The organism is Arthrobacter sp. Soil764 (assembly GCF_001428075.1).
In the GTDB taxonomy this organism is placed as follows: Bacteria; Actinomycetota; Actinomycetes; order Actinomycetales; family Micrococcaceae; genus Arthrobacter.
In genome coordinates, this window is the sequence record NZ_LMSI01000012.1 from 1 (window position 1) to 21,835 (window position 21,835).

A 21,835-nucleotide genomic window follows, 5' to 3' on the forward strand; every position below is an offset into this window, starting at 1 on the left:
CCCACACGCCACCGTCATTCAACTCCACCTCAGTGGTCTTAAACCCCGGATACAACACAGCACCCGTCACCACCACCGCCACCACAGCACCAAACGCAGTACCAGAGGCCAGTTTCCTATGCCGCTTTTTCAGCCCAAGCTTCCCCAGCAGAGTTGTCACAGCGTTACTTTTCCCTCAGATTGTGTGGCCGCACGGCAGCCGTGTCAGAGACCGGGACAAGGCTCTCTTTTCCCCGGCGCAAGCCTACCGAACCGGCGCAACCCCCGCGATGGGGAGCCCTCCCCACGTGCGGGCATGGGCCGCTCATGGCGTTGCCCCAACCGGGAAGGTGCACAGCGGCACGCCGCTCTGGGCGGGCGAACCGATGGAGGTGTGCAGCGACTGGATCCAGCGCGTGGCGTTCGGCGAGCCGCGCATGATGTAGTACCACTGGCCGTCCCCGCTGTACGTGGTGCCATGCGGTTTCCAGCACATGACGTCGAAGGTGTCCAGGTGCGACATCCAGGGCCGGTCGTAGCCGCCTTGGCCGTCGCAGGTATTTCTTGCCGGGTCGTAGGACGTGGCACCCGGCAGGTCGGTGCAGCTGCGGTCCATCCCGGAACCAAGCCGGGTAGTCCAGCGGGTCTTGGCCGCGCCCGACTGTGCGGATGCCGAGGCGATGGGGCCGCCGGTCCCCCGCGAGTTGACGGTCTGGACGTCGATGGAATGCCGCTCGCTGAAGCCGCCGGTGTTGATGGTCCGGCTGCCGGAAGCTGCTACCCGTTCCCAGCCTCCGCCGTCGATCCGGATCTGGGTGTAGGCGATGTCATGGCTTCCGGCAGGCGGGGACGCCCAGTTCAGGGTCAGGTTCTTTTGGTTTTCGGCCCCGTCCGTGCCGGACGCGGACGGCGTTCCGGGTGCACCATAAGGGTTGGCGGTGGCCGCGGCGCTGGCGTCCGAGCTGGGTGCGACGGCGGAGTTCGCTATCACGGTGATGGCGGTGGCGTCGCCGTTGGTGAAGCCGCCCACGGTCTGCCCGGGCCTGATGGGACCCGTTTGACCCGTACTGGCACGGAAGGTGTAACTGACCTCAGCGTATGTTGAGCCGTTGCGTTCGGCGGCGTTGAGCTCGCGGAAGTTGATGGTGACGGAGCGTCCGGCGCCCCCGGTGTTGGCTTCCGTTGCACTCACGCCCGAGACTTGGGCGAGCTTGCCCGTGGCACGGCGCGGAGCCGAAGGCGCACTGACCGCCCCCTTGCCGGCCTTGTTCTCCGCCTGGACCGTGAAGGTATACGAGGCTTCGGAGTTGTTGGCGGTGAAGTTGGCGGTCCGGACGGTTCCCGCCACGACCTGGGTCTGGTCCGCCCCGCCTCCGCCGCTCATGGTCACGTAGTAGTTCCTGATGGCGTCGCCGTTGATGTTCGGCTCGTTCCAGTCCACCTTGAGCTGGTTGGTGGTTCCTACGGCGGACGCCACGGACGACGTCGGTGCTCCCGGAGCGGCGGGGACGCCGGCAGGGTTGTCCTCGGCGGAGTAGAGGCCCCAGTCGGAGGGCCCGAGTTCGTTGACGGCCTGGGCGCGTACCTTGTACCGGACGCCGTTGGTCAGCCCGGTCCAGGTGTAGCTCAGCCCCGTCACGCCGTTCTTGACCGCTGCCCCGTTCGCGGGCGGCGGCGAGATCTCGAGGTTGTAGTTCTTGACCGGGGAGCCCTCTGTCCTGGCAGCAGGCCAGGAGATCTCCATGGTTTTGTCCCCGGCCTTGACGGCAGGGGCATCCGGCGGCGAGGGCTTCTCGTCCGGCCGGATCTCGTTGGACGAGGGCGAAGAATCGGATTCGTTGACCTCGTTGGTGGCGGTGACGGTGAAGACGTATTTGACGTCGTTGGTCAGGCCGGTGAGCGTGCAGGTGGTGGTGGCGCAGTCCTGGCTGAACCCGTTGGCTGAGCGGACGGTGTACTTGGTGATGGGGGCGCCGTTGTCCGACGGGGGCGCCCATTTAAGCACCGCCGTCCGGCTGCGTACATCCGTGGCCGTGGGCGCCGAGGGCGCGTCGGGCCGGTCCCGGACAGTGATCCGGACCCGCCCGTCCGTCTGCCGGGACACGTCTTCTGTCTTGTCCATGATGGTGTACCGCACCACCATCACGCCCTTGAATCCGTTGGCGGGAGTGATGGTGATCGAGTCGCCGGAGACGGCAGGCTGCCCAGCGGCGGAGCCCGTTTCCACGATGGCGGAGGTGATCCGCAGCGGGGTCTCCGGGAACGGGTTGAAGTCGTTGGCCAGGACGTTGATGGTTTCAGTCTTGCCGGCGTTGGCCTTGTCCACCACGTCTTCGCTGGCCGCGGGCAGCGGGCGGTTGGAAGCGACCACTGTTGCGGTGACGGTGGCCCGGACGGGTTCGGAGCGGCCATCGGTGACCTTGAGCGGAATGCTGCCCTTCCAACCCGCGGCCTTCGCGGAATCCGGGGTCACCTTCAAGGAGGCGTTGTCCAGAGTGGCCTTGAAGCCGTCCGGCAAAGCACCATCGAGTTCGAACTTGAGCTTGTCCTGGTCGCCGGAATCCACGTCCTTGGCCAGGTTTCCCAGCTCCAGGCTGGCGGATTCACCGGTGGGCACATCAAGCGTGGCACCGCTGAAGGTGGGCGGGTGGTTGGCGTTCGGGTCCGGGATGACCTTGGTGATGATGCTGAGCGTGGACTTGAGCCCGGCGGGATCGTCCGGTCCCGCGCCATCGGTTACCTCGAAGGTGACCGAGCCGGGACCTACATAGTCCTTGAGGGCTGCGTAGCGCAGGGCGTCGCCGTTTCCGGCCACCACGTTATCCGGCTCCGCACCCAAGACGCGGACCTTGTCCACCTGAGTGATGCGCGGTGTGCGGCCCTCCCGGACACGGACGTACTCGGCAAGGTCCAGGTTGATGTCCTTGCCTGCCATGACTTCGACGACGTCGGTCCTGGCGAGCGTGGGGTGCTGTGCACCCTGCCCGGGAACCCAGACGACCGCCGTCGCGCTTTGCCCGTCAACGTCCGTGACGGTGTACGGCACCAGCTGGTCCGCCGGCCCAAGCGTGACCCGGACCGTCCCATCGCCGGTGGCGCGGGCGTTGGGGTTGCCGTCGGGAAGGCTGATCTTCAGCTCGGAGGCCACGCCGTCGGGATCCGCGTCATTCTTGAGAACAGGGACATCGACGGCGGACTTGCCCAGCGTCTCCGCCTGGCTGACCACGTCGTCCTTGGCAACCGGGATCTTCAGCGCGGCGTCAGGGCTGATCTTCACCCGGATCACGGCGCCGGCCTGGGCCTTTTTGTCATCCTGGATCTTGTAGCTGACGCTTTCGTTCCCTGCCGCAGCCGGTGCCGTGAGCAGGACCTTCCCGCCCTCAACTGCCTCGACGGCGAGGTCGGGACGCGCTTCGAAGCCGTTCGACACCAAGGTGATGGGATCGCCGTCGGGGTCGGAATCGTTGGTGAGCGCGTCGACGGCGATCTTCCGGCCGGGCCGGACGTCGACGGCGTCGTCAACGGCAATCGGCTTTTGGTTGGTGGCTTCCGCGGGGGCGATACCGACAATCACGGTGCCGGTGTTTTCAGCGCCGATGCGGTCGCGGACACGGTAGGTGAACGTGTCCGTGCCAGCTGCGTTGCCGGCGGCGGTGAACTCAAGGTAGCCGTCCCTGAGCAAAGCGGTTCCCATGGCGGGAGCCTTGTCCACGCCTGTCAGCTGGACGGAGTCACCGTCAGTGTCGATGCCATCCAGGGGTACGGGGATGCGCACGGTCATGCCTGCGACCACCCGGGCGGTCAGGTTCTTCGGTTCTGGCCGGGTGTTGAGCTGGTCATCGCGGGCGCGGATCCGGATGGTCACCTGCTGGGAATCGGATTGGCCGGATTCGTTGGTGACCTTGTAGATCGCGTATACCGTCTTGGCCACATCCCCTGCGATGAACCGGATGGAGCCGCCTGACGTAAAGATGCGCCCGTCGGCGGGGTCCGGCTTCTGCGGCAGCTCCGGTTCGAGGGTGAGCTTGCCGCCGTTCGGATCGGTGTCGTTGGCCAGCACCGGGATGGTCACCACGTCTCCGGCGCGGACAGTTGCCTCGTCCGGTTTGGCCTGGGGCGCCTGCAGTTTCGCCGGCGCGGGGACCACCAGCACGGCGATTTCGCCGGTGGCCGAGGCCTTGCCGTTGGAGATGGTGTATTTGACCGTCAGCTGGCCCTGGGCGCGGACGTCGGTAATCCGGACAACGGAATGGTCCAGCACGGCGACGCTCAGCGGCAGCCCGTCCGCTGCGGTCACGGACTGGACCACCAGCACCCCGCCCGAGGGGTCGGAGTCGTTGCCGAGGACGTCCACCAGTACGCTGCCGCCACTGGGCAGGAGCGCCGTGTCGCGGACGGCCACCGGAGCGCCGTCGCCGCCACCGGGCACGACGTCGACACGCACCAGTTGCTGTGCGCTGGCCGGTCCGTTGGTGGCCAGGTAGGTGACGTAGTGCGCGCCCACGGCGGTGGAATTGAACCTGAAGGTTTGCTGGTCCGCGCCCATGGTGGCGGTTGAGTTGCCGTCCGGGGTCACCTGGGCAAGCCGCAGCGCGCCGCCCTGCGGGTCCGAGTCGTTCTTCAGGGGTGCGATCACCGTGTCCACCCCGGCGACGGCAACCACGTGGTCCGCGTTGGCGATCGGCGGCAGCGCTCCGGGCGCCCGCACGTCCACGGTGACCTTGCCGTCTGCCGTTGACCGTCCATCGGAGACGGTGACCGTCACGGTCTTCCGCCCCGGGTCCGCCCCGGAGTCCTGGAAGCTGAGCAGGCCGTCGGGGCGGATGCGAACCTGGTCGCGGGGGTCGCTGCCGGTGGCGCCCACCACGAAGAGGTCATCGCCGTCGGGATCGATCCAGTCGGGAAGGATATTCTGGCTGACCGCCTTGCCCGCCTGCACCACCAGGGTGGTGTTGCGGTTCGGTTTCTGCCGCGGAGCGGAGTTCTCCCCCGGCGGGACCACGTTGAGTGTGACGTCGGCAGTGGCCGAAAGGCCGCGTCCGTCGTCGACGGTGTACTTGAAGGTTTCCGCGCCGCTCTTGTCGGCGCCAACGCTGACCTGTAATCCCGTGGCTCCGTAGATGGGTGCGATGAGGCCTGACTGGACCGGATCCGGCGCCCGCACGGTGAGGACGTCGCCGTCGGGGTCGGAGTCGTTGTCCAGGATGGGGAGGATGGAGGTCTTGCCGGCGCGCACGCCGAAGGTGTCCGGTTTGGCCACCGGGGCGCTGTTGGGTTTGGTGCGGTCCGGCAGGACGGTCTGCTGCACTTCGTCGGCGGAGTCCTTGTCGGCGTCGTCCGAGGTCAGCTGCGGCGGGATGACGTCGTCCCAGTTGTTGACCAGCTGCATGTTCTGGTTCACCAACCACACATTGCCCGAGTTCACATCATTCAGGACCACCAGGTCCCGGTTCACCCGGAAAACATACGACGGCGACGCACTCGCCTTGGGCACGTCCACCTTCTTATCGTCCCCATCNGAGTTCACATCATTCAGGACCACCAGGTCCCGGTTCACCCGGAAAACATACGACGGCGACGCACTCGCCTTGGGCACGTCCACCTTCTTATCGTCCCCATCATTGACACAATCCCGGACGTACTTGTTCGCCCCCGACCACGCCGCATGCACACACCCGCCCAACTGCACCGGCGCAGCCGGAACACCCTCGCCGTCGAACCCCACCGTCTTCGCCGTGGAACCATCAAGGGGCTGCTTCAACAACGCCTTCCGCGTCGCCACCGCAACAACRTCACTGCCCGGGCCCGCCTGCTGCAACTTCGCATCCCGCGCCCCCTCCAACGCCAACCGCTTACCACCGGGCAAAAACAGGTTCCCCGCCGCAGCATCCTGGCGTCCCTGGGCATGCAGCCTGTCTCCTGNTCACTGCCCGGGCCCGCCTGCTGCAACTTCGCATCCCGCGCCCCCTCCAACGCCAACCGCTTACCACCGGGCAAAAACAGGTTCCCCGCCGCAGCATCCAACACCACCGGCTTATCCCCCACCACCGTGAGCTGCAGATCCCCGGCACCCTTCAACCCATCCCAGGTCTCCGACTCCGACGACACCACCGCCCCGTTCGCRTCAACCCCCGTCACCGACACMACACCGGTCTTCGGATCCGCCGAATARATCCGGTCATCAGCCCCCACCGCAGACACAAGACCCGCAGAACCCACCAACACCGGCTCCGACGAYTCCTTATCAAAACCATTCACCGTGGACGGCGACACCGCCCACACCTTCCCCGACGCAGCATCMGTCACCGAAATCGTCCGCGCCCCAAAACTCACATCAGCAGCCCCCGGCAACTGCTTATCCCCACCCAGACGCATATTCGCCGGCGAMACCTGGTTCAACGTCGAACCCGTCTCATCATCAACAAACACCTCGCCCGCATGCTGCAGGACATCAAACGTCGTCGACGCCGGCGTCACCGCACCATCAAGCACCCGGGAAGGATAATTCAACCGCCCCACAGCATTCYTCGACTTCGACACCACCCACACGCCACCGTCATTCAACTCCACCTCAGTGGTCTTAAACCCCGGATACAACACAGCACCCGTCACCACCACCGCCACCACAGCACCAAACGCAGTACCGGCGAGCCGGCGGGAGCGCAGAAATCCGCTGGCTTGTGACGTGCCTGCAGCAGATCAGGCGCAGCAGCACCCACACGCCACCGTCATTCAACTCCACCTCAGTGGTCTTAAACCCCGGATACAACACAGCACCCGTCACCACCACCGCCACCACAGCACCAAACGCAGTACCGGCGAGCCGGCGGGAGCGCAGAAATCCGCTGGCTTGTGACGTGCCTGCAGCAGGACTTTTAGGGCGCGCTTGTCCGCGACGGTTCATGGCTGGAAATCCCCCAAATAATCTCGGCGCTTTGCCGGCAGCCGGGGTCACAGGACCCCGGGCACCACAACCATACCGCTATACACCAACAAGTGGACAAATTCGTTCGGACCGGCTGCGGCAGCCCAGGCGTGGGCTGCCTGCTAGTCCAGGACCAGGCCCTTGCCGCGGCCGCGGGTGAGGCGGACGGGGTTGATTTCGCCGAAGCCGCGGACGTTTTCCGGGGCCTGGGGAATCATGACGAACCGGTCGTCGTGCTCCAGGGCGGAGGCAGTCATCGAGTCCACCAACACAGTGCCGGGGTCGGCAAGGGTGGTCAGGCGGGCCGCCAGGTTGACCGTGGGGCCGTAAATGTCGCCAAGCCGGGAGAGGATCCTGCCCCATACCATGGCCACCCGGGCTTCGGGAAGGATCTCGTCCTCGGTGAAGGCCTCGGCCAGCGCCAGGGAAATCTCGGCACCGGCCGCCGGAGTTTCGGCGATGTAGAGGACTTCGTCGCCCACGGTCTTGACCAGCCGGCCGCCGCCCACAGAGATGATTTCGGCGCACTTGTTTTCAAATCGCTGGACCAGCCGGGCCAGGGTCTTTTCGTTCATCCGGCGGGACAGGCTGGTGTAGGAGACCAGGTCCGCGAAACCCACCGCACGGGCCAGGGGCAGCGGAGCGTCGTCCTCATCGCCCTCCCGGCCTTCCTCGCTGGCCTGCAGCCCTGCTTCGGCGCGCACCGCCAGCCGCTGAACCCCGGCGTTGAGCTGGCGCCGCCAGGAGTACACCAGGACCTCTTCAAGGGCATCCACCAGCGCGGGAAGTTCGTTGACCAGGCGTTTGCGGGCCACGGCATCGGTGACGCCCTGCTCGTGGACCATGTCCTCCACCAGTGCTTCGATCTGCCAGACCACCATGCGGTCCGTCATTTGCCCGATGGAGCGGGTCACCGAAATGGCAGCTTCTTCCGTCAGCTTTCCGGCCCGGACCAGATCCACCACAGTGGACAGGGCGGCCTGGTCGCGTTCGGTGAAGGCGACGTCCTCGTCGCCGAAATTCGGGAATCCAAGGGCACGCCAGAGTTTGCGGGCAGAGAGGAGGGACAGTCCCGCGCCGGCAGCAACTTCACGACGGCGGAGCTTGCGTTCCCCGCCCAGGAGGCGGGCTTCGAGGGCCTTCATGGCCAGCCGCTCGGCGGACATGGCCCCGGTGGGCGGGTGCCGATCCACAGCCGGCGTGGCCGGGGCCGCGTCCGGTGTGGGCGCCGCGCCGCCGGCAGGGTTCAACCTGGCGGATGCATCGGCTGGTTCAAAGGCGGCAGTGGCAGGGGCGATGCTGTCAACGCGTTCCTGCTGGGCCTCATCGGTCATCCCGTCCACCTTCTCTCATGTCCTCCGGAAAAGCACCGGCGGGGTAATGCGTCGCGCCACCCGGCTGTGGCCCGCTGAAATCCGGGCTGTCATCCGGCAGTTCCCCGATGGCGTCGAGGATAAAGTCGCGGAACCTGGCAACCTCAGGCACGTCGCGAAAGATCACCACGCCCTGGTGCCCGGCTTCCAAGGATATATTCCCCGAGCGCACCAATCGCTGCGGCAGGGATTCATGGACTGTCAGGTTACGCACCGATGCCAGGTTCACCTGCTGGTCCCGCCTGTTGAGGAGTCCGTAACGGGCCACGATGCGCTGGCTGGTCAGTGTGTATCGGGTTCCCTGCCAGCGGAGGAGACGGGGCAGGCAATAGGCCAGCCATACGGCCGCGGCGGCGGCCACACATGCGGTGACAAGCCACGGCGTCCACTGGCGGCCAAGGGCAGGCGCCAAACGGGTTGCCCCGCCGCGGATGATCCAGGCACTTGCGTAGGCCGCCAATGCCGGCGCCAGCACGAAGGCCACCGCTGCCCCGGCCAGTTTCCTGCTGGGCTGGGGGCGGGTCGTGACGATGACCTGCTCCCCGGGAAGGAGGGTTCTACGCATAACCGCCTTGGTTGGGCGCGTCCGGTGCCGTCCAGGGCCGCAGGTGAACCACGTCTCCGGCGGTCACCACGTGCTCCCGCGCGTCACGGTCCACCACCAGCAGGGAGCCGTAGTCATCCAGGCGGGACGCGTGTCCGATGATTTCGTGGTCGCCGGGCAGCTGCGCGCGCACCTGCTTGCCCAAGGTGACCATCACGGCTTCCACCCTCTTGTGCAGGGACGGACCACCCGCCATTCCTGCCGCGGGGTCGCCGTCGGCGTTGCAGAAACTGCGGTACAGGACAGCAAAGTTGGTCAGGTAGCTCTTGAGCAGCGCCGTGCGGTCGGTGGTACGGGCACCTTCCAGGGCCACGGAGGTGGCGGTGGGAACCGGAAGTTCGCTTTCGCGCAGGGTGACGTTCAGGCCGGTCCCCAGGATGACCGGGGGCACATTGCCGTCGACCATGGGGCCCAGCTGGGCCAGGATGCCGGCGATTTTCCTGCCGCGGACCAGGACGTCGTTGGGCCACTTGAGTTCGGCCGGGATGCCGGCAGTCTCCAGGAGGGTTTCACGCAGCGCCAGGGCTGCGATCAGGGACAACCAGGAGTAGCTCTGCGTGGGCAGGGGCCGCCCCTCGGCGTTGACTGGACGCAGCACCACGGATACTGACACCGAGCTCAGCGGCGGAGCTTCCCACCGCCGGTCCAGCCGTCCCCTGGCTGCGGTCTGGTACTCGGCAGTGAGAACGGAGAGGTCCGGCCATGCCGACGGTTCCACGGTGACACCGCGCAGGAGGTCCGCATTGGTGGAGCCGGTGGAGTCCACGACATCGATCCGCGGTATTCCGGTGGCAGCGAGGAAACGCTGGTCGGCCAGGTCGCCTCGGTTCAGGGGGGTGCCCGGTGCGTGTGCGTCGTCCATATCCAAATCCTACCGAGCCCGGCCAGTCCCACCGAGCCGGTCACTGCCCAGCCCGTCACTGCACGAACTGGACAGTCCGGTCACGGCAGGAGATGCGGCTAAAGGAAGATGTCGGGAACCAGCTGGTCTTCGGGTGCTCCCAGGCTGTAGGGGCGGAAATCGTTGACTCCCGCTGCCGCCAGCACCTGCTCGTCGGTGTAGAAATTGCCCGACGCCGGGTTCCCGGTGGACAGGTTGCCGCCGGTGAGGATGGCGTGCGCTGCGTCCGCCATGATCTGCGGGCCGCGGGCGGCCAGCACCATAGTTTCGCCGTGCGGCATGTTGCGGATGGCGGCGGTGTCGATGAGGGTGCATGGCCACAGGGAGTTGACCCTGATGCCGTCAGCCTTCAGTTCCTCCGCAAGCCCCAAGGTGGTCAGGCTCATCCCGTATTTGGCCATGGTGTAGGCAAGGTGCTTTCCCGCCCAGGAGGGGTGGAGGTTCAGCGGCGGTGACAGCGTAAGGATGTGCCCCTGTTCCGATTTCCGCAGTGCCGGGAGCGCCAGTTTGGACAACAGGAAGGAGCCGCGGACGTTGATGTCCTGCATCAGGTCGTACTTCTTCATGTCCACGGCGTCCGTGGTGGAGAGGTCGATGGCGGAGGCATTGTTAATGACGACGTCGATGCCGCCGAACCGTTCAACAGCTGCGGCCACGGCGCCCGCCACGTCTTCATCCCGGCGCACATCGCCCACCAGCGGCAGCGCCTGGCCGCCCGCCTGCACCAGTTCCTCGGCCGCCGTAAACACGGTGCCGGCGAGTTTGGGGTGTGGCTCGCCTGTCTTGGCCAGGAGCACGATATTGGCGCCGTCCCGGGCCGCCCTTGTGGCTATGGCCAGCCCGATCCCGCGGCTGCCGCCGGAGATCAGGATGGTCCTGCCCGCCAGGGAACCTGCTGCCCGGTAGGGGCTTTCAGGGGCATGCACAGCATCATCGCTAGAAGTCATGGGAACACTGTAACCCAACTAAGTTACCGGTGAGTAACATTGGAGTGGTGCTGGTGGAAACTTAGAAAATTGTAGGTTCCCTACAGCTGTGGGGGCCTAAAGCGTCACTAGACTTGCCAGCAGGGTTGGTCTTTTGTGTGGATGCTACTTAATGCTCCGGACAACACAGGCCGCCAGCCAACAGAACTGACCTGCTACAGAGCCGGAGACACTTGATGAGCCACGATCTGACAACGACTGCGGGAAAGATTGCCGATTTCCGCGACCGCCAGGCGCGCGCCGAACAGCCCTCCGGCCTTGAAGCCATCGAAAAGCAGCACGCACGCGGTAAGAACACGGCCCGTGAACGCATTGCCCTGCTGCTGGACGAAGACTCATTTGTTGAATTCGACGCCCTCGCCGTGCACCGCTCCACCGCCTTCGGCATGGAGAAGAAGAAGCCCCTGGGTGACGGCCTGGTGTCCGGCTACGGCACCGTCGACGGCCGCCTGGTGGCGGTCTACAGCCAGGACTTCACCGTCTACGGCGGCTCGCTGAGCCAGGTCAACGGCGAAAAAATCGTCAAGGTCCAGGAGTTCGCCCTCCGCAACGGCTGCCCCGTGGTCGGAATTTTGGACGGCGGCGGCGCCCGCATCCAGGAAGGCGTGGCCTCCCTGGCCATGTTCGCGGACATCTTCCGCAACAACGTCCACGCCAGCGGCGTGGTGCCGCAGATCTCCCTGATCATGGGCCCGTCCGCCGGCGGCGCCGCCTACTCCCCCGCCCTTACCGACTACGTGGTGATGGTGGACAAGACCTCGCACATGTTCATCACCGGCCCCGACGTCATCAAGACGGTTACCGGCGAGGACGTGGACATGGAGACCCTGGGCGGTGCCCGGCAGCACAACGCCAACACCGGAACCTCCGCCTACCTGGCCTCGGATGAAACCGATGCCATCGAGTTCGTGCGCGAACTGCTGGACTTCCTGCCCTCCAACAACCTTTCCGAAGCACCGGTGCTGGGGCACCAGCAGGAGTTGGAGGTCGACGACGACGACCTCGCCCTGGACACGCTGGTCCCGGATTCGGCCAACCAGCCCTACGACATGCGCGCCGTCGTCGAACAGATCGTGGACGACGGGCACTTCCTGGAGATGCAGGCCCTCTACGCCCCCAACGTAATGATCGGCTACGGCCGGGTGGAGGGCCACACCGTGGGCATCGTGGCCAACCAGCCGCTGCAGTTCGCCGGCACCCTGGACATCGCCGCGTCGGAGAAGGCAGCCCGGTTCGTGCGGCACTGCGACGCCTTCAACATTCCCATCATTACGCTGGTGGACGTGCCAGGGTTCCTCCCCGGGAAGGACCAGGAGTTCCAGGGCATCATCCGCCGCGGCGCCAAGCTCCTCTACGCATACGCCGAGGCCACCGTCCCCAAGCTCACCGTCATCACCCGCAAGGCCTACGGCGGCGCTTACATCGTGATGGGCTCCAAGAAGCTCGGCGCCGACCTGAACCTCGCATGGCCCACCGCCCAGATCGGCGTCATGGGCGCGCAGGGCGCGGTGAACATCCTCTACCGGCGCGACCTCGCCGCCGTCGCGCAGGACGGCGGGGACGTTGAGGCGCGCCGCGCCGAAGTAATCCGCCAGTACGAGGAAGAACTCCTCAACCCCTACCAGGCAGCTGAGCTGGGTTACGTGGACGCTGTCATCGCCCCCTCCGACACGCGCATCCAGATCATCAAGGGACTGCGGGCCCTCCGCGACAAGCGCGCCAGCCTCCCCGCCAAGAAGCATGGAAACATCCCGCTGTGACCGCCGCACACGATCCCGAGGCGGGGGGAGTTGAAACTTCCGAAGCCCAGGCCGCTCCCCTGCTCTCTGTTGTCAAGGGACAGCCGAACGCCGAGGAACTCGCCGCGCTGACCGCCGTCGTCCTTTCCCTCGGCGGCGCGGAACCGGCGCGCGCGAACAAACCGTCGGTGCGGCACTGGGTGCGCCGGCAGCAGCTCAAGCTGGACCCCACGCCCGGTCCCGGCGCCTGGAAACGAAGCCGCGGCTGATCCCCACCGCCTCCCAAATCTCGCTTCGCTCGACTTGGGTCCCTCGGCGGCGTGGGCCCAAGCTTTCACACGGTCCGGGCGATTAGTCTCGTGATGTGACTACAGACACTGCACCCGCCGCGCGCCCACATACCCGGATCGACGCCGTCGCGGACAACTACACGGACACCCTGATCAGGCTCAATCCGACGTTCGCCACCACCCTCGGCCTGCCCGGACATGAGACGGAGTACCAGGACTTCTCCCCTGCCGGCATCGCCGGATTCGCAGAGGCGGCACGGGAAGCCCTGGCTGCCCTGGAGGGCCTGGAACCGGAAGACGACGTGGACACCGTCACCCTGGACGCCATGCGGGAACGGCTGGGCCTCCAGCTGCTGATCCATGCCTCCGGCTGGGAATACGCGGACCTGAACAACATCGCCTCCCCAGCCCAGGACATCAGGGCCATCTTCGACCTCATGCCCACGGATACCGAACAGGACTGGGAGCACATCGCCGGGCGCGCCCACAACGTGCCCGCTGCCATCAGCGGCTACATCGAGTCCCTCCGCATGGCCAGGGACTCCGGCAGGGTGGCCGCCGCCCGCCAGGTGCGGATCGTCATCGAGCAGGTGGCCAGGTACGCCGCTCCGGACGGCTTCTTCGCCAAGCTCGCCGCGGAGGCCGCCACCGCCGGCGGGCCGCTTCCCACTGCCCTGCAGGACAGGCTCGACGCCGGCGCTGACGCCGCCCGGGGTGCCTACACGCGGCTGGCGGAATTCCTGCGCACCGAACTGCTCCCCGCCGCGCCCGAGAAGGACGCCGTGGGCAGGGCCCGCTACGCGCTGGCTTCCCGGTCCTTCCTGGGTGCGGAAGTGGACCTGGAAGAAACGTACGCGTGGGGTGTCGAAGAACTGGACCGGCTCATCGCCGAACAGGAACGCGTTGCCGGCAGCATCAAGGCAGGCGCCACGATCGCCGAGGCCAAGGAGATCCTCAACATCGATCCGGCACGCCAACTCAAAGGCACCGAGGCGCTCCGCGCATGGATGCAGGACCTTTCCGACAAAGCCGTTGCCGAACTCGCCGGGGTGCACTTCGACATCCCCGACATCATGAAGAAACTCGAATGCCGGATCGCCCCCACCGACGAGGGCGGCATCTACTACACCGGCCCGTCCGACGACTTCAGCCGCCCCGGCCGGATGTGGTGGTCCGTGCCCGCCGGCGAGGACACCTTCACCACCTGGGCCGAAACCACCACCGTCTACCACGAGGGCGTTCCCGGCCACCACCTCCAGGTGGCCACCGCTACCTACCGCCGGGAACTGCTGAATAAATGGCGCCGGAACGTCTGCTGGACCTCCGGCCACGGCGAAGGCTGGGCACTCTACGCGGAGAAGCTCATGCAGGAACTGGGCTACCTCAACGATCCCGGCGACCACATGGGCATGCTGGACATGCAGCGCATGCGTGCCGCCCGCGTGGTCTTCGACATCGGCGTGCACCTCGAACTCGAGATGCCCCCGCGCTGGGGAACCGGCACCTGGACCGCCGACAAGGGCTACGCCTTCCTCAAGGAAAACCTCCCCATCAGCGAAGGCCAGCTCAACTTCGAGTTCACCCGTTACCTCGGCTGGCCCGGCCAGGCACCCTCCTACAAAGTGGGCCAGCGCCTCTGGGAACAGATCCGCGCCGAACTCGAAGCCCGGCCCGGGTTCGACCTCAAGGAGTTCCACACCAAGGCCCTCAACATCGGTTCCGTGGGACTGGATACCCTCCGCCGGGCGCTGCTCACGTAGCCCGCCCACTTCCCGGCCGGGGTCCTCCCCCATCACGTGGTGGACGTCGGGCAGTGTAATCAATAAGCTTGCTTACTAAATTGCGCTGTGCTGCGAATTGCCAAATGAACAGGGAGACCGCATTGTCTGACTTCCAAGGGACACCGGCCGGGACGGGAGTCCGGGGTGAACTGCGCCAGGACACGTCCGTAGGAGGCAAGGACCTTACCCGATGGGACAGCCGAACGGGCCGGGGCCTGGTAGGAGCGGTCCACCGCATCAGCCAGGTGCTGGGCCCGCACGGCGCACTGATCCTGACCCTGCTGGTGGGTGCAGTCATTTCCGCTGCCCTGACCGCCGCCTTCAGTGAGGTCTATGAGGCAGTGGTGGCGGCCGACGGGGTGGCGGGACTGGACCATCCGGTTTTGGCGGCCAGCAAGGACCTCCGCACCCCCGCGCTGGATCTGGTTGTCACCGCCTTCACGGATGTGGGCGGGACTATCGGCATGCCGGTCCTGGCCATCATCATCATGGCGGTTCTCGCCTTCCGCCGCCGCTCCTGGACTCCGGTCATCCTGATCATCACGGCAGGCCTGGGATCGCTGCTGATGACCATTGCCGGCAAGCGCCTGGTGGGACGCACCCGTCCGGACCTGAGCGACGCCGTGCCGCCCTACGAACACTCTGCCTCTTTCCCCAGTGGACATTCGCTGAACGCGGTAGTGATTGCAGGCATCGTGGCCTACCTCGTCATCCTGCGGCTTCATTCGAAGCGGGCCCGCATCCTCACAGGGGCAGCAGCAGCCCTTTTCGCCGTGGCGATTGGCCTGAGCAGAGTCTTCCTGGGCCACCATTGGCTCACGGACGTCCTGGCCGCCTGGGCCCTGGGTGCCGCCTGGCTGGCGGTCGTGATTACTGCCCACCGCCTGTATCTGACGGTGCGGAAACACCACGCCTCGCGAGATATTAAGCACACGACGCCTGGGAATAAGTAACAAACCCCTGCATCGGACTTGATTTCCCGGGGCTTTAGGGCTCCGGGCGCAAATATAGGTGCGTAATATTTCTCAATATTCTTTCGACGTGGTATTTGCTGGGGGTCTAGCTTGTTCTGGTGAGCACTCAGACAAGCACCCCCTCCCCCGCAGGGAAGACCGGATTCCAGCTGCCCAAGTGGGCGGGCTCGTTCGGCTTCCAGATCATCGCCGCCCTCATCGTGGGCCTGGGCCTCGGCCTGCTGGCAAAGTACACCGGCAGCACCAAGGCCAACCCCAACGCCCTCGGCGCCACCCTGCAGACCATCGGCTCAAGCTATGTGTCGCTGCTGCAGACCGCTGTGGTCCCGCTGATCTTCACCGCCGTCGTCAGCTCCATCTCCAATCTGCGCCAGGTGTCCAACGCCGCGCGGCTGGCCTGGAACACGCTGCTCTGGTTCGCCATCACGTCACTGATCGCCGTGCTGATCGGCATTGGCCTGGGCGTGCTGCTGCAGCCCGGCGCCAACACCGGCATCAGCGGGGACGCCAAGTACACCGGCAAATCCGGTGACTGGTGGGCTTTCCTCGTGGGCCTCTTCCCCAAGAACTTCCTGGGCCTGGGTGCCAGCTCCACCGTCGCCGAGTCCGGCGCCGTCACCACCTCCATCAGCTTCAACGTCCTGCAGATCCTCGTGATCGCCATCGCCGTGGGTGTCGCCGCACTCAAGGTGGGCAAGGCCGCGGAGCCGTTCCTGAACCTCAACGCCTCGGCCCTTGCCGTGATCCAGAAGGTCCTCTGGTGGATCATCCGCATCGCACCGCTGGGCACCGTTGGCCTCATCGGCAACGCCGTAGCCGTCTATGGCTGGGACACCATCGGCTCGTTGGGCAAGTTCACGGTGGCCATCTACGCCGGCCTGGTCCTGGTGCTGTTCGTGGTCTACCCCATCCTGGTCCGCAGCCACGGCCTGTCCATCAAGCAGTACTTCTCCGGTGTATGGCCTGCCGTCCAGCTGGCCTTCGTGTCCCGCTCCTCCGTGGGAACTCTGCCGCTGACCCAGCGCGTGACCGAACGCAGCCTGGGCGTCCCCCGCGCCTACGCCTCCTTCGCCGTGCCGCTGGGCGCCACCACCAAGATGGACGGCTGCGCCGCGATCTACCCGGCAATCTCGGCGATCTTCGTGGCCCAGTTCTTCGGCATCCACCTGGACTTCAGCCAGTACCTGCTGATCGCCCTTGTCTCCGTGCTCGGCTCCGCCGCAACCGCCGGCACCACCGGCGCCGTGGTGATGCTCACCCTGACGCTCTCCACGCTGGGACTGCCGCTGGCCGGCGTCGGACTCCTGCTGGCCATCGACCCCATCCTGGACATGGGCCGCACTGCCGTGAACGTGGCCGGCCAGGCCCTGGTCCCCACCATCGTGGCAAAGCGCCAGGGCATCCTGGATGAGTCGCTGTACAACGCGCCCCGCAACGGCACGCCCTTTGTTGAGGAAGAATCAGGCAGCGTCGCCGACAACGGCGAATCCGCCACCGACGGCACCACCGCAGACACCGCACCCCGCGAACTGCAGGATGCCAAGGCGTAACCAAACGCCGCCATAAGGAACGTCCCCGGGAGATTCTCCCGGGGACGTTCCTTGCTTTAAGGGATCAAATACCCGTCACCCGCCAGCTCAGGTCAGCGGCCGCCACCTCCGATGATCCCGTTCTGGACCGCTTTGGTGACGGCGTCGGCCTCAGCCTGGGTCAGCTTGCCGTCGGTGACGGCCTGGTCCAGGCGGGTCTTGAGCCCGGCGGCGCGTTCAGCCTGGGCCTCGGTGCGAAGCTCCTCCAGGGCCTGGGTCACCTTTGCCTCGTCGATACCCAGCGATTCAGCCAGCGACTTGGCCAGGGCCGCCTCGCGGGTGGCCGGATCAGGCTTCTGGCCTTCAGCGGGCGGTGTGGTGGGCTTGTTGGCGTCACGGAAGGCCTTCAGCGCGTCGCTCACTTTGGCTTCGTCCACGCCAAGCTTGGCAGCGAGGGCGGAAGCCTGCACCATGCCGTGGCCGCCCCGGCCGCCGTGGCGTCCCATGCCGTCAGGGGCCGTGCCGGTGCTTCCATCGGCCGAGGCGCTGGAGCTTGCGCTCGGTGAGGGGCTGGGTGTGGTGGTGGTCGCTGAGGCCATGCCGGCGAAACCGATGCCGGCAGCAAGCGCCAGCGCTGCCCCCGACATGCCCAGGGTCATCTTCTTCGTGGGGTTCATATCGTGTCTCCTGATCGAGCCGCCGCCTGACGGCTACTGGTGATGTGCCTCGTGGCGAGACATACCAAGCATCGCCAGGCCACTTCAGGAGAGGCTGTCGGGAACCTTTCGTTCTCCTGTGAATGTAAGTTGCATGGAGTGCAAACTTGCACATAGTGTAAGAGTGTGACCGATCCGATCGCACATACCGACGCCGGGCCTGCAGCCCCTACCCGGCGCGAACTGAACAAGGCCGCCACCCGCCAGGCAATCACCGACGCCGCGCTGGGACTCCTGCGGTCCAAAGGGCCGGGAAACTTCACTGTCGAGGACATCGCCGACACCGCGGGGATCTCCCGCCGCACCTTCTTCAACTACTTCAGCAGCACCGACGCCGCCCTGGCGTCCATCGTCCACGGCTTCCTGGACAACGCGATCAAGCAACTGCGCCTGCGTCCGGTGGACGAGCCCATGCTGGAATCGGCCCAGGCCGCGTTGATGGCGCTTGCCGACCCCAGGGCCGTGGCCCCGCTGGCAGAACTGTTCACGCTGACCCAGCAGAGCCCGCTGATGTCGCACACCGAACTCGAGGCATGGGACCACTGCCGGGCGCAGGTCTTCACCGTGGCCCGCGAGCGCCTCGCCGGAACCCCCGGAGCGCAGGACGAGTTGTACATCCACGCCCTGGCCGGCTCCATCATCTCCTGCGGAAAAGCCGCCATGGAGGTCTGGTTCAGCCGGCGCGGCCCGGACCTGACACCCGCATCCCTGGCAGAGCTCCGCCAACTGCTCATCGATGCCATGGCCCTGCTGGCCACCGGCTTCAACACCCCCGCTCCACCATCCGCCACCCGTTCCTCCTGATCAGATCGGTTCACCCGCATGGCACTCCTCCTCTACCGCCTCGGCACGTTCTCCTACCGCCGGCGCTGGCTGGTCATCTCCCTGTGGCTTGCCGTGCTGGTGGCCGTGGGCGGCTCGGCCGCGGCATTCCACGGCACCCTGTCCAACAACTTCCAGATCCCCGGAACGGAAACCCAGCGGATCGCGGACAAGCTCAAGCAGGAACTGCCCTCGGCCTCCGGCGGCAGCGCCACGATCGTTTTCGAAGCCCCGGACGGCGGCTTCACGGCCGAAAGCCGGGCGGCCGTGACCGATGCCCTGAAGAAACTCCAGACCCTTCCCGACGTCCGCGGCACGGTTGATCCTTTCGCCACCCAGGCGCAGGTGGACCAGGCCGGCAAGGCCATCACCGACGGCGAGCAGCAGTTGGCGGCCGGACAGGCACAGCTCGAGGCATCCCGGACCCAGCTGGAGGCCGGCAAGGCGCAGCTGGCCGCGGCCGAGCAGCAGCTCGCCGCCGCCGGGGCACCGGCAGCACTGATTGAAGCCCAGCTGGGCCAGCAAAAAGCAGCTTTGGCGCAGGGCCAAGCGAAGCTCGACGCCGGCACCCAGGAACTGGCGGCCAACAAGGCCAAGCTGGAACAGGGCAAACGTCAGGCCCAGGCAGCATCGGCCATCCGCTTCGTATCAGAGGACAACAAGGCCGCGGTGGCACAGGTGCAGTTCAAGACCTCCATCAACGGACTCGCCCCGGCCGTGCGTAAGCAGGTGCAGGCGATCGCCCACGAAACCTCCGCCGCCGGCGTCACCGCGCTGGCCAGCAAGGAAATCACCGAGGACATCTCAGCCCTGTTCGGCACCGCTGAAATCGTGGGCATTGCCGTGGCAGCGCTGGTCCTCATCCTCATGCTGGGCACGCTGATCGCCGCAGGGCTGCCGCTGCTGATGGCCATCATCGGCGTCGGCGTGGGTGTCGGCATCACCTTCGCGCTCTCCGGCTTGTTCGACATGAGCTCCATCTCCCCCATGCTGGCCCTCATGCTTGGCCTCGCTGTGGGCATCGACTACTCCCTGTTCATCGTCAACCGGCACCGGACCCAGCTGCTGGCCGGGATGGACCCCCAGGAGTCCGTGGCCCGGGCCAACGGCACGTCCGGCAACGCCGTCGTATTCGCCGGCCTCACCGTCATCATCGCCCTTGCCGCCCTGGTGGTCCCCGGTCTGCCGTTCCTCACCGTCATGGGCCTCGCGGCAGCGGGAACCGTGGCAGTGGCAGTCCTCGTGGCCATCACCCTGACGCCGGCCATGCTCTCCCTGATTGGCCCGCGCATCATCTCCAAGAGGGCCTGGGCCAAAGCGGAAGCCCACAACGCCGAACCGGACCATGAAGCGGCAGACCTTGCCACCGACCGCGAACGCAGCACCCGCGGCTGGGGCGGCCTGGTCACCCGGCACCCGTGGGTTGCCCTGGTCGCCGGTGTCCTCCTGCTCGGCACGCTGGCCCTTCCTGCCGCCCAGCTGCAGCTGGCCCTGCCGGACGGCGGCTCCGAGCCCGTGGAATCCGAGGCCTACCAGGCCTACGACCTGACCGCCCGCAGCTTCGGCGAAGGCGTCACGGGACCCATCGTGGCCGTCGGTGAGTTCCCCGCCAACCTGGACGAAGCGCAGGCGCAGACGCTGCAGTACGACATCGCCGACAAGCTTCGCGCCGTGGACAACGTGGTGGCCGCCGTGCCGGTGGCGCTCAGCGAGGACCGACGCACCGCCGTGTTCCAGGTCATCCCCAAGGAAGGCCCGGCCAGCGCCAGCACCGTCAAGGTGGTGTCCGAACTGCGCGGGCTGAACGGTGAGATCAAGGCGGACTACGACGTCACCATGGGCCTGACGGGGCAGACCGCCGGCAACGTGGACGTCTCCACCAAGCTCGGCGACGCCCTGCCGCCCTACCTGGCGATCGTCGTCGGACTCTCCCTGGTCCTCCTGCTCCTGGTGTTCCGTTCCATCGTGGTCCCGCTGCTGGCCACGGGCGGTTTCCTGCTGTCCCTGTCCGCGGCCTTCGGTGCCGTGGTTGCCGTGTACCAGTGGGGCTGGCTGGGGAACGTGTTCGACGTGGCCAACCCCGGCGCGGTGCTCAGCTTCCTGCCCATCATCCTGATCGGTGTGCTGTTCGGCCTGGCCATGGACTACCAGGTGTTCATCGCCTCCGGCATGCGCGAGGCGTACATGCACGGATCGTCCGCCAAGGAAGCGGTGCGGGTTGGCTTCCGGCACGCGGCCGCCGTGGTCACCGCCGCCGCGATCATCATGGTCAGCGTCTTCTCCGGCTTCATCTTCAGCCACCTCACCATGGTCCGGCCGCTGGGCTTTGCCATGGCGTTCGGCGTCCTGTTCGACGCCTTCGTGGTCCGCATGACCATCGTCCCGGCCGTGATGTACCTGCTCGGCGCCAGGTCCTGGTGGCTGCCGCGGTGGCTGGACCGGATCCTGCCGGACGTGGACGTGGAGGGCGCCAAGCTCAACCGCGGCAAGGCGGCACCGGTCTCCGGCGAGCTGGTCCACTAGGCTGAAGCGGTGCTCCATCTGATCCTCGCCTCCCAGTCCCCCGCCCGCACCAAGCTCCTGGCCGAAGCCGGCATCCGGCACACCGTGCTGGTGTCCGACGTCGACGAAGCAGCCGTGCAGGCGCACTATGGCGTCACGGACCCGCACGACACCGCTCTGCTGCTGGCCCGCGCCAAGGCCGAGGCCGTGGCGGCCCTGCCGGAAGCGGACGGTGCCCTGGTGCTGGGCTGCGACTCCGTCTTCGAGTTCGACGGCGAGGCGCACGGCAAGCCCTACACCGCCGACGTCGCCCGCGAGCGGATGCTCCGGATGAGCGGCAGCGCCGGGGTGCTGCACACGGGGCACTGGCTGGTGGACTGCAGGGACACGGACGACGCCGGCAGCGGCGGCCGCGGCTCGGGCGCCACGGTGGGGGCGGTCGCCTCAGCCGAGGTTTCCTTCCTGGAAATGGACCCGGCAGAGATCGACGCCTACATCGCCACCGGTGAACCACTCCACTGTGCAGGCTCTTTCACCATCGACGGCCTGGGCGGGGCCTTCATCCGAAAGGTCGACGGCGACCCCCACGCCGTCGTCGGCCTTTCGGTCTCCACCCTGCGCGGCCTGCTCGCGTCCGCCAACGTGCGCATCACGGACCTCTGGCCGCCGCGGTAAAACGCTCCCTTTCCGCACAGCTTGTAGCTTCCCTACAAA

The 21,835-nt window shown here is 66.6% G+C and carries 14 protein-coding genes and 2 pseudogenes; 8 read left to right on the top strand and 8 right to left on the bottom strand.

The features are described 5' to 3' along the window. Positions 1-304: 304 nt before the first annotated feature. The 7 genes and pseudogenes from ASG86_RS07650 to ASG86_RS07670 all read right to left on the bottom strand — a co-directional run bounded on the left by ASG86_RS07650 (position 305) and on the right by ASG86_RS07670 (position 10,729). Positions 305-5,473 carry an Ig-like domain-containing protein gene (locus ASG86_RS07650; RefSeq protein ID WP_442854292.1) on the bottom strand — a complete coding sequence of 1,723 codons (5,169 nt, stop codon included), beginning with the start codon at positions 5,471-5,473 and terminating at the stop codon, positions 305-307. Between the two features lie 25 nt (positions 5,474-5,498). Beyond that, positions 5,499-5,901, bottom strand: a pseudogene (locus ASG86_RS21190) (hypothetical protein); the annotation flags it as partial. Position 5,902: 1 nt separating this feature from the next. Then, positions 5,903-6,645: pseudogene (locus ASG86_RS20975) on the bottom strand (Ig-like domain-containing protein); the annotation flags it as partial. 381 nt (positions 6,646-7,026) lie between these two features. Further along, complete coding sequence (locus ASG86_RS07655) at positions 7,027-8,238, bottom strand: adenylate/guanylate cyclase domain-containing protein (protein ID WP_156386145.1); 1,212 nt, start codon at positions 8,236-8,238, stop codon at positions 7,027-7,029. Next, positions 8,228-8,842 carry a PH domain-containing protein gene (locus tag ASG86_RS07660; RefSeq protein WP_056332194.1) on the bottom strand — a complete coding sequence of 205 codons (615 nt, stop codon included), beginning with the start codon at positions 8,840-8,842 and terminating at the stop codon, positions 8,228-8,230. The genes ASG86_RS07655 and ASG86_RS07660 overlap by 11 nt, the downstream gene beginning before the upstream one ends. After that, the gene (locus ASG86_RS07665) at positions 8,835-9,743 is read right to left on the bottom strand and encodes a biotin--[acetyl-CoA-carboxylase] ligase (protein WP_056332196.1); all 909 of its coding nucleotides are present in this window, start codon (positions 9,741-9,743) and stop codon (positions 8,835-8,837) included. The genes ASG86_RS07660 and ASG86_RS07665 overlap by 8 nt, the downstream gene beginning before the upstream one ends. A 98-nt stretch (positions 9,744-9,841) precedes the next feature. After that, the gene (locus ASG86_RS07670) at positions 9,842-10,729 is read right to left on the bottom strand and encodes an SDR family oxidoreductase (protein WP_056332199.1); all 888 of its coding nucleotides are present in this window, start codon (positions 10,727-10,729) and stop codon (positions 9,842-9,844) included. A 215-nt stretch (positions 10,730-10,944) separates the two neighbouring features. Between ASG86_RS07670 and ASG86_RS07675 the strand changes: the two genes are divergently transcribed. The 5 genes from ASG86_RS07675 (at position 10,945) to ASG86_RS07695 (ending at position 17,102) form a co-directional block, all read left to right on the top strand. Next, the gene (locus ASG86_RS07675) at positions 10,945-12,528 is read left to right on the top strand and encodes an acyl-CoA carboxylase subunit beta (RefSeq protein WP_056332201.1); all 1,584 of its coding nucleotides are present in this window, start codon (positions 10,945-10,947) and stop codon (positions 12,526-12,528) included. Continuing rightward, positions 12,525-12,776, top strand: a complete 252-nt coding sequence (locus tag ASG86_RS07680; RefSeq protein WP_056332203.1) for an acyl-CoA carboxylase subunit epsilon — start codon at positions 12,525-12,527, stop codon at positions 12,774-12,776. The genes ASG86_RS07675 and ASG86_RS07680 overlap by 4 nt, the downstream gene beginning before the upstream one ends. 95 nt (positions 12,777-12,871) lie before the next feature. Continuing rightward, the gene (locus ASG86_RS07685; RefSeq protein ID WP_056332205.1) at positions 12,872-14,557 is read left to right on the top strand and encodes a DUF885 domain-containing protein; all 1,686 of its coding nucleotides are present in this window, start codon (positions 12,872-12,874) and stop codon (positions 14,555-14,557) included. Positions 14,558-14,661: 104 nt separating this feature from the next. Beyond that, on the top strand, positions 14,662-15,531 hold the full coding sequence (locus ASG86_RS07690) for a phosphatase PAP2 family protein (RefSeq protein WP_056332207.1): 870 nt from the start codon (positions 14,662-14,664) through the stop codon (positions 15,529-15,531). Positions 15,532-15,650: 119 nt separating this feature from the next. Beyond that, complete coding sequence (locus ASG86_RS07695) at positions 15,651-17,102, top strand: dicarboxylate/amino acid:cation symporter (protein WP_056332209.1); 1,452 nt, start codon at positions 15,651-15,653, stop codon at positions 17,100-17,102. Positions 17,103-17,194: 92 nt separating this feature from the next. On the opposite strand, the gene ASG86_RS07700 is transcribed toward ASG86_RS07695, so the two are convergent. Beyond that, positions 17,195-17,758: a hypothetical protein gene (locus tag ASG86_RS07700; protein ID WP_056332212.1), complete on the bottom strand. Its 564-nt coding sequence runs from the start codon at positions 17,756-17,758 to the stop codon at positions 17,195-17,197. A gap of 165 nt (positions 17,759-17,923) precedes the next feature. Between ASG86_RS07700 and ASG86_RS07705 the strand changes: the two genes are divergently transcribed. From ASG86_RS07705 to ASG86_RS07715, 3 genes are read left to right on the top strand one after another with little or no spacing between them, the layout of a single operon-like run. Further along, positions 17,924-18,601 carry a TetR/AcrR family transcriptional regulator gene (locus ASG86_RS07705; protein ID WP_056332214.1) on the top strand — a complete coding sequence of 226 codons (678 nt, stop codon included), beginning with the start codon at positions 17,924-17,926 and terminating at the stop codon, positions 18,599-18,601. 18 nt (positions 18,602-18,619) lie between these two features. Then, positions 18,620-21,142 (top strand): MMPL family transporter, encoded by a 2,523-nt coding sequence (locus ASG86_RS07710; protein WP_056332216.1) that lies wholly within the window; start codon positions 18,620-18,622, stop codon positions 21,140-21,142. Between the two features lie 9 nt (positions 21,143-21,151). After that, the gene (locus tag ASG86_RS07715) at positions 21,152-21,796 is read left to right on the top strand and encodes a Maf family protein (RefSeq protein ID WP_056332218.1); all 645 of its coding nucleotides are present in this window, start codon (positions 21,152-21,154) and stop codon (positions 21,794-21,796) included. Positions 21,797-21,835: the final 39 nt, after the last annotated feature.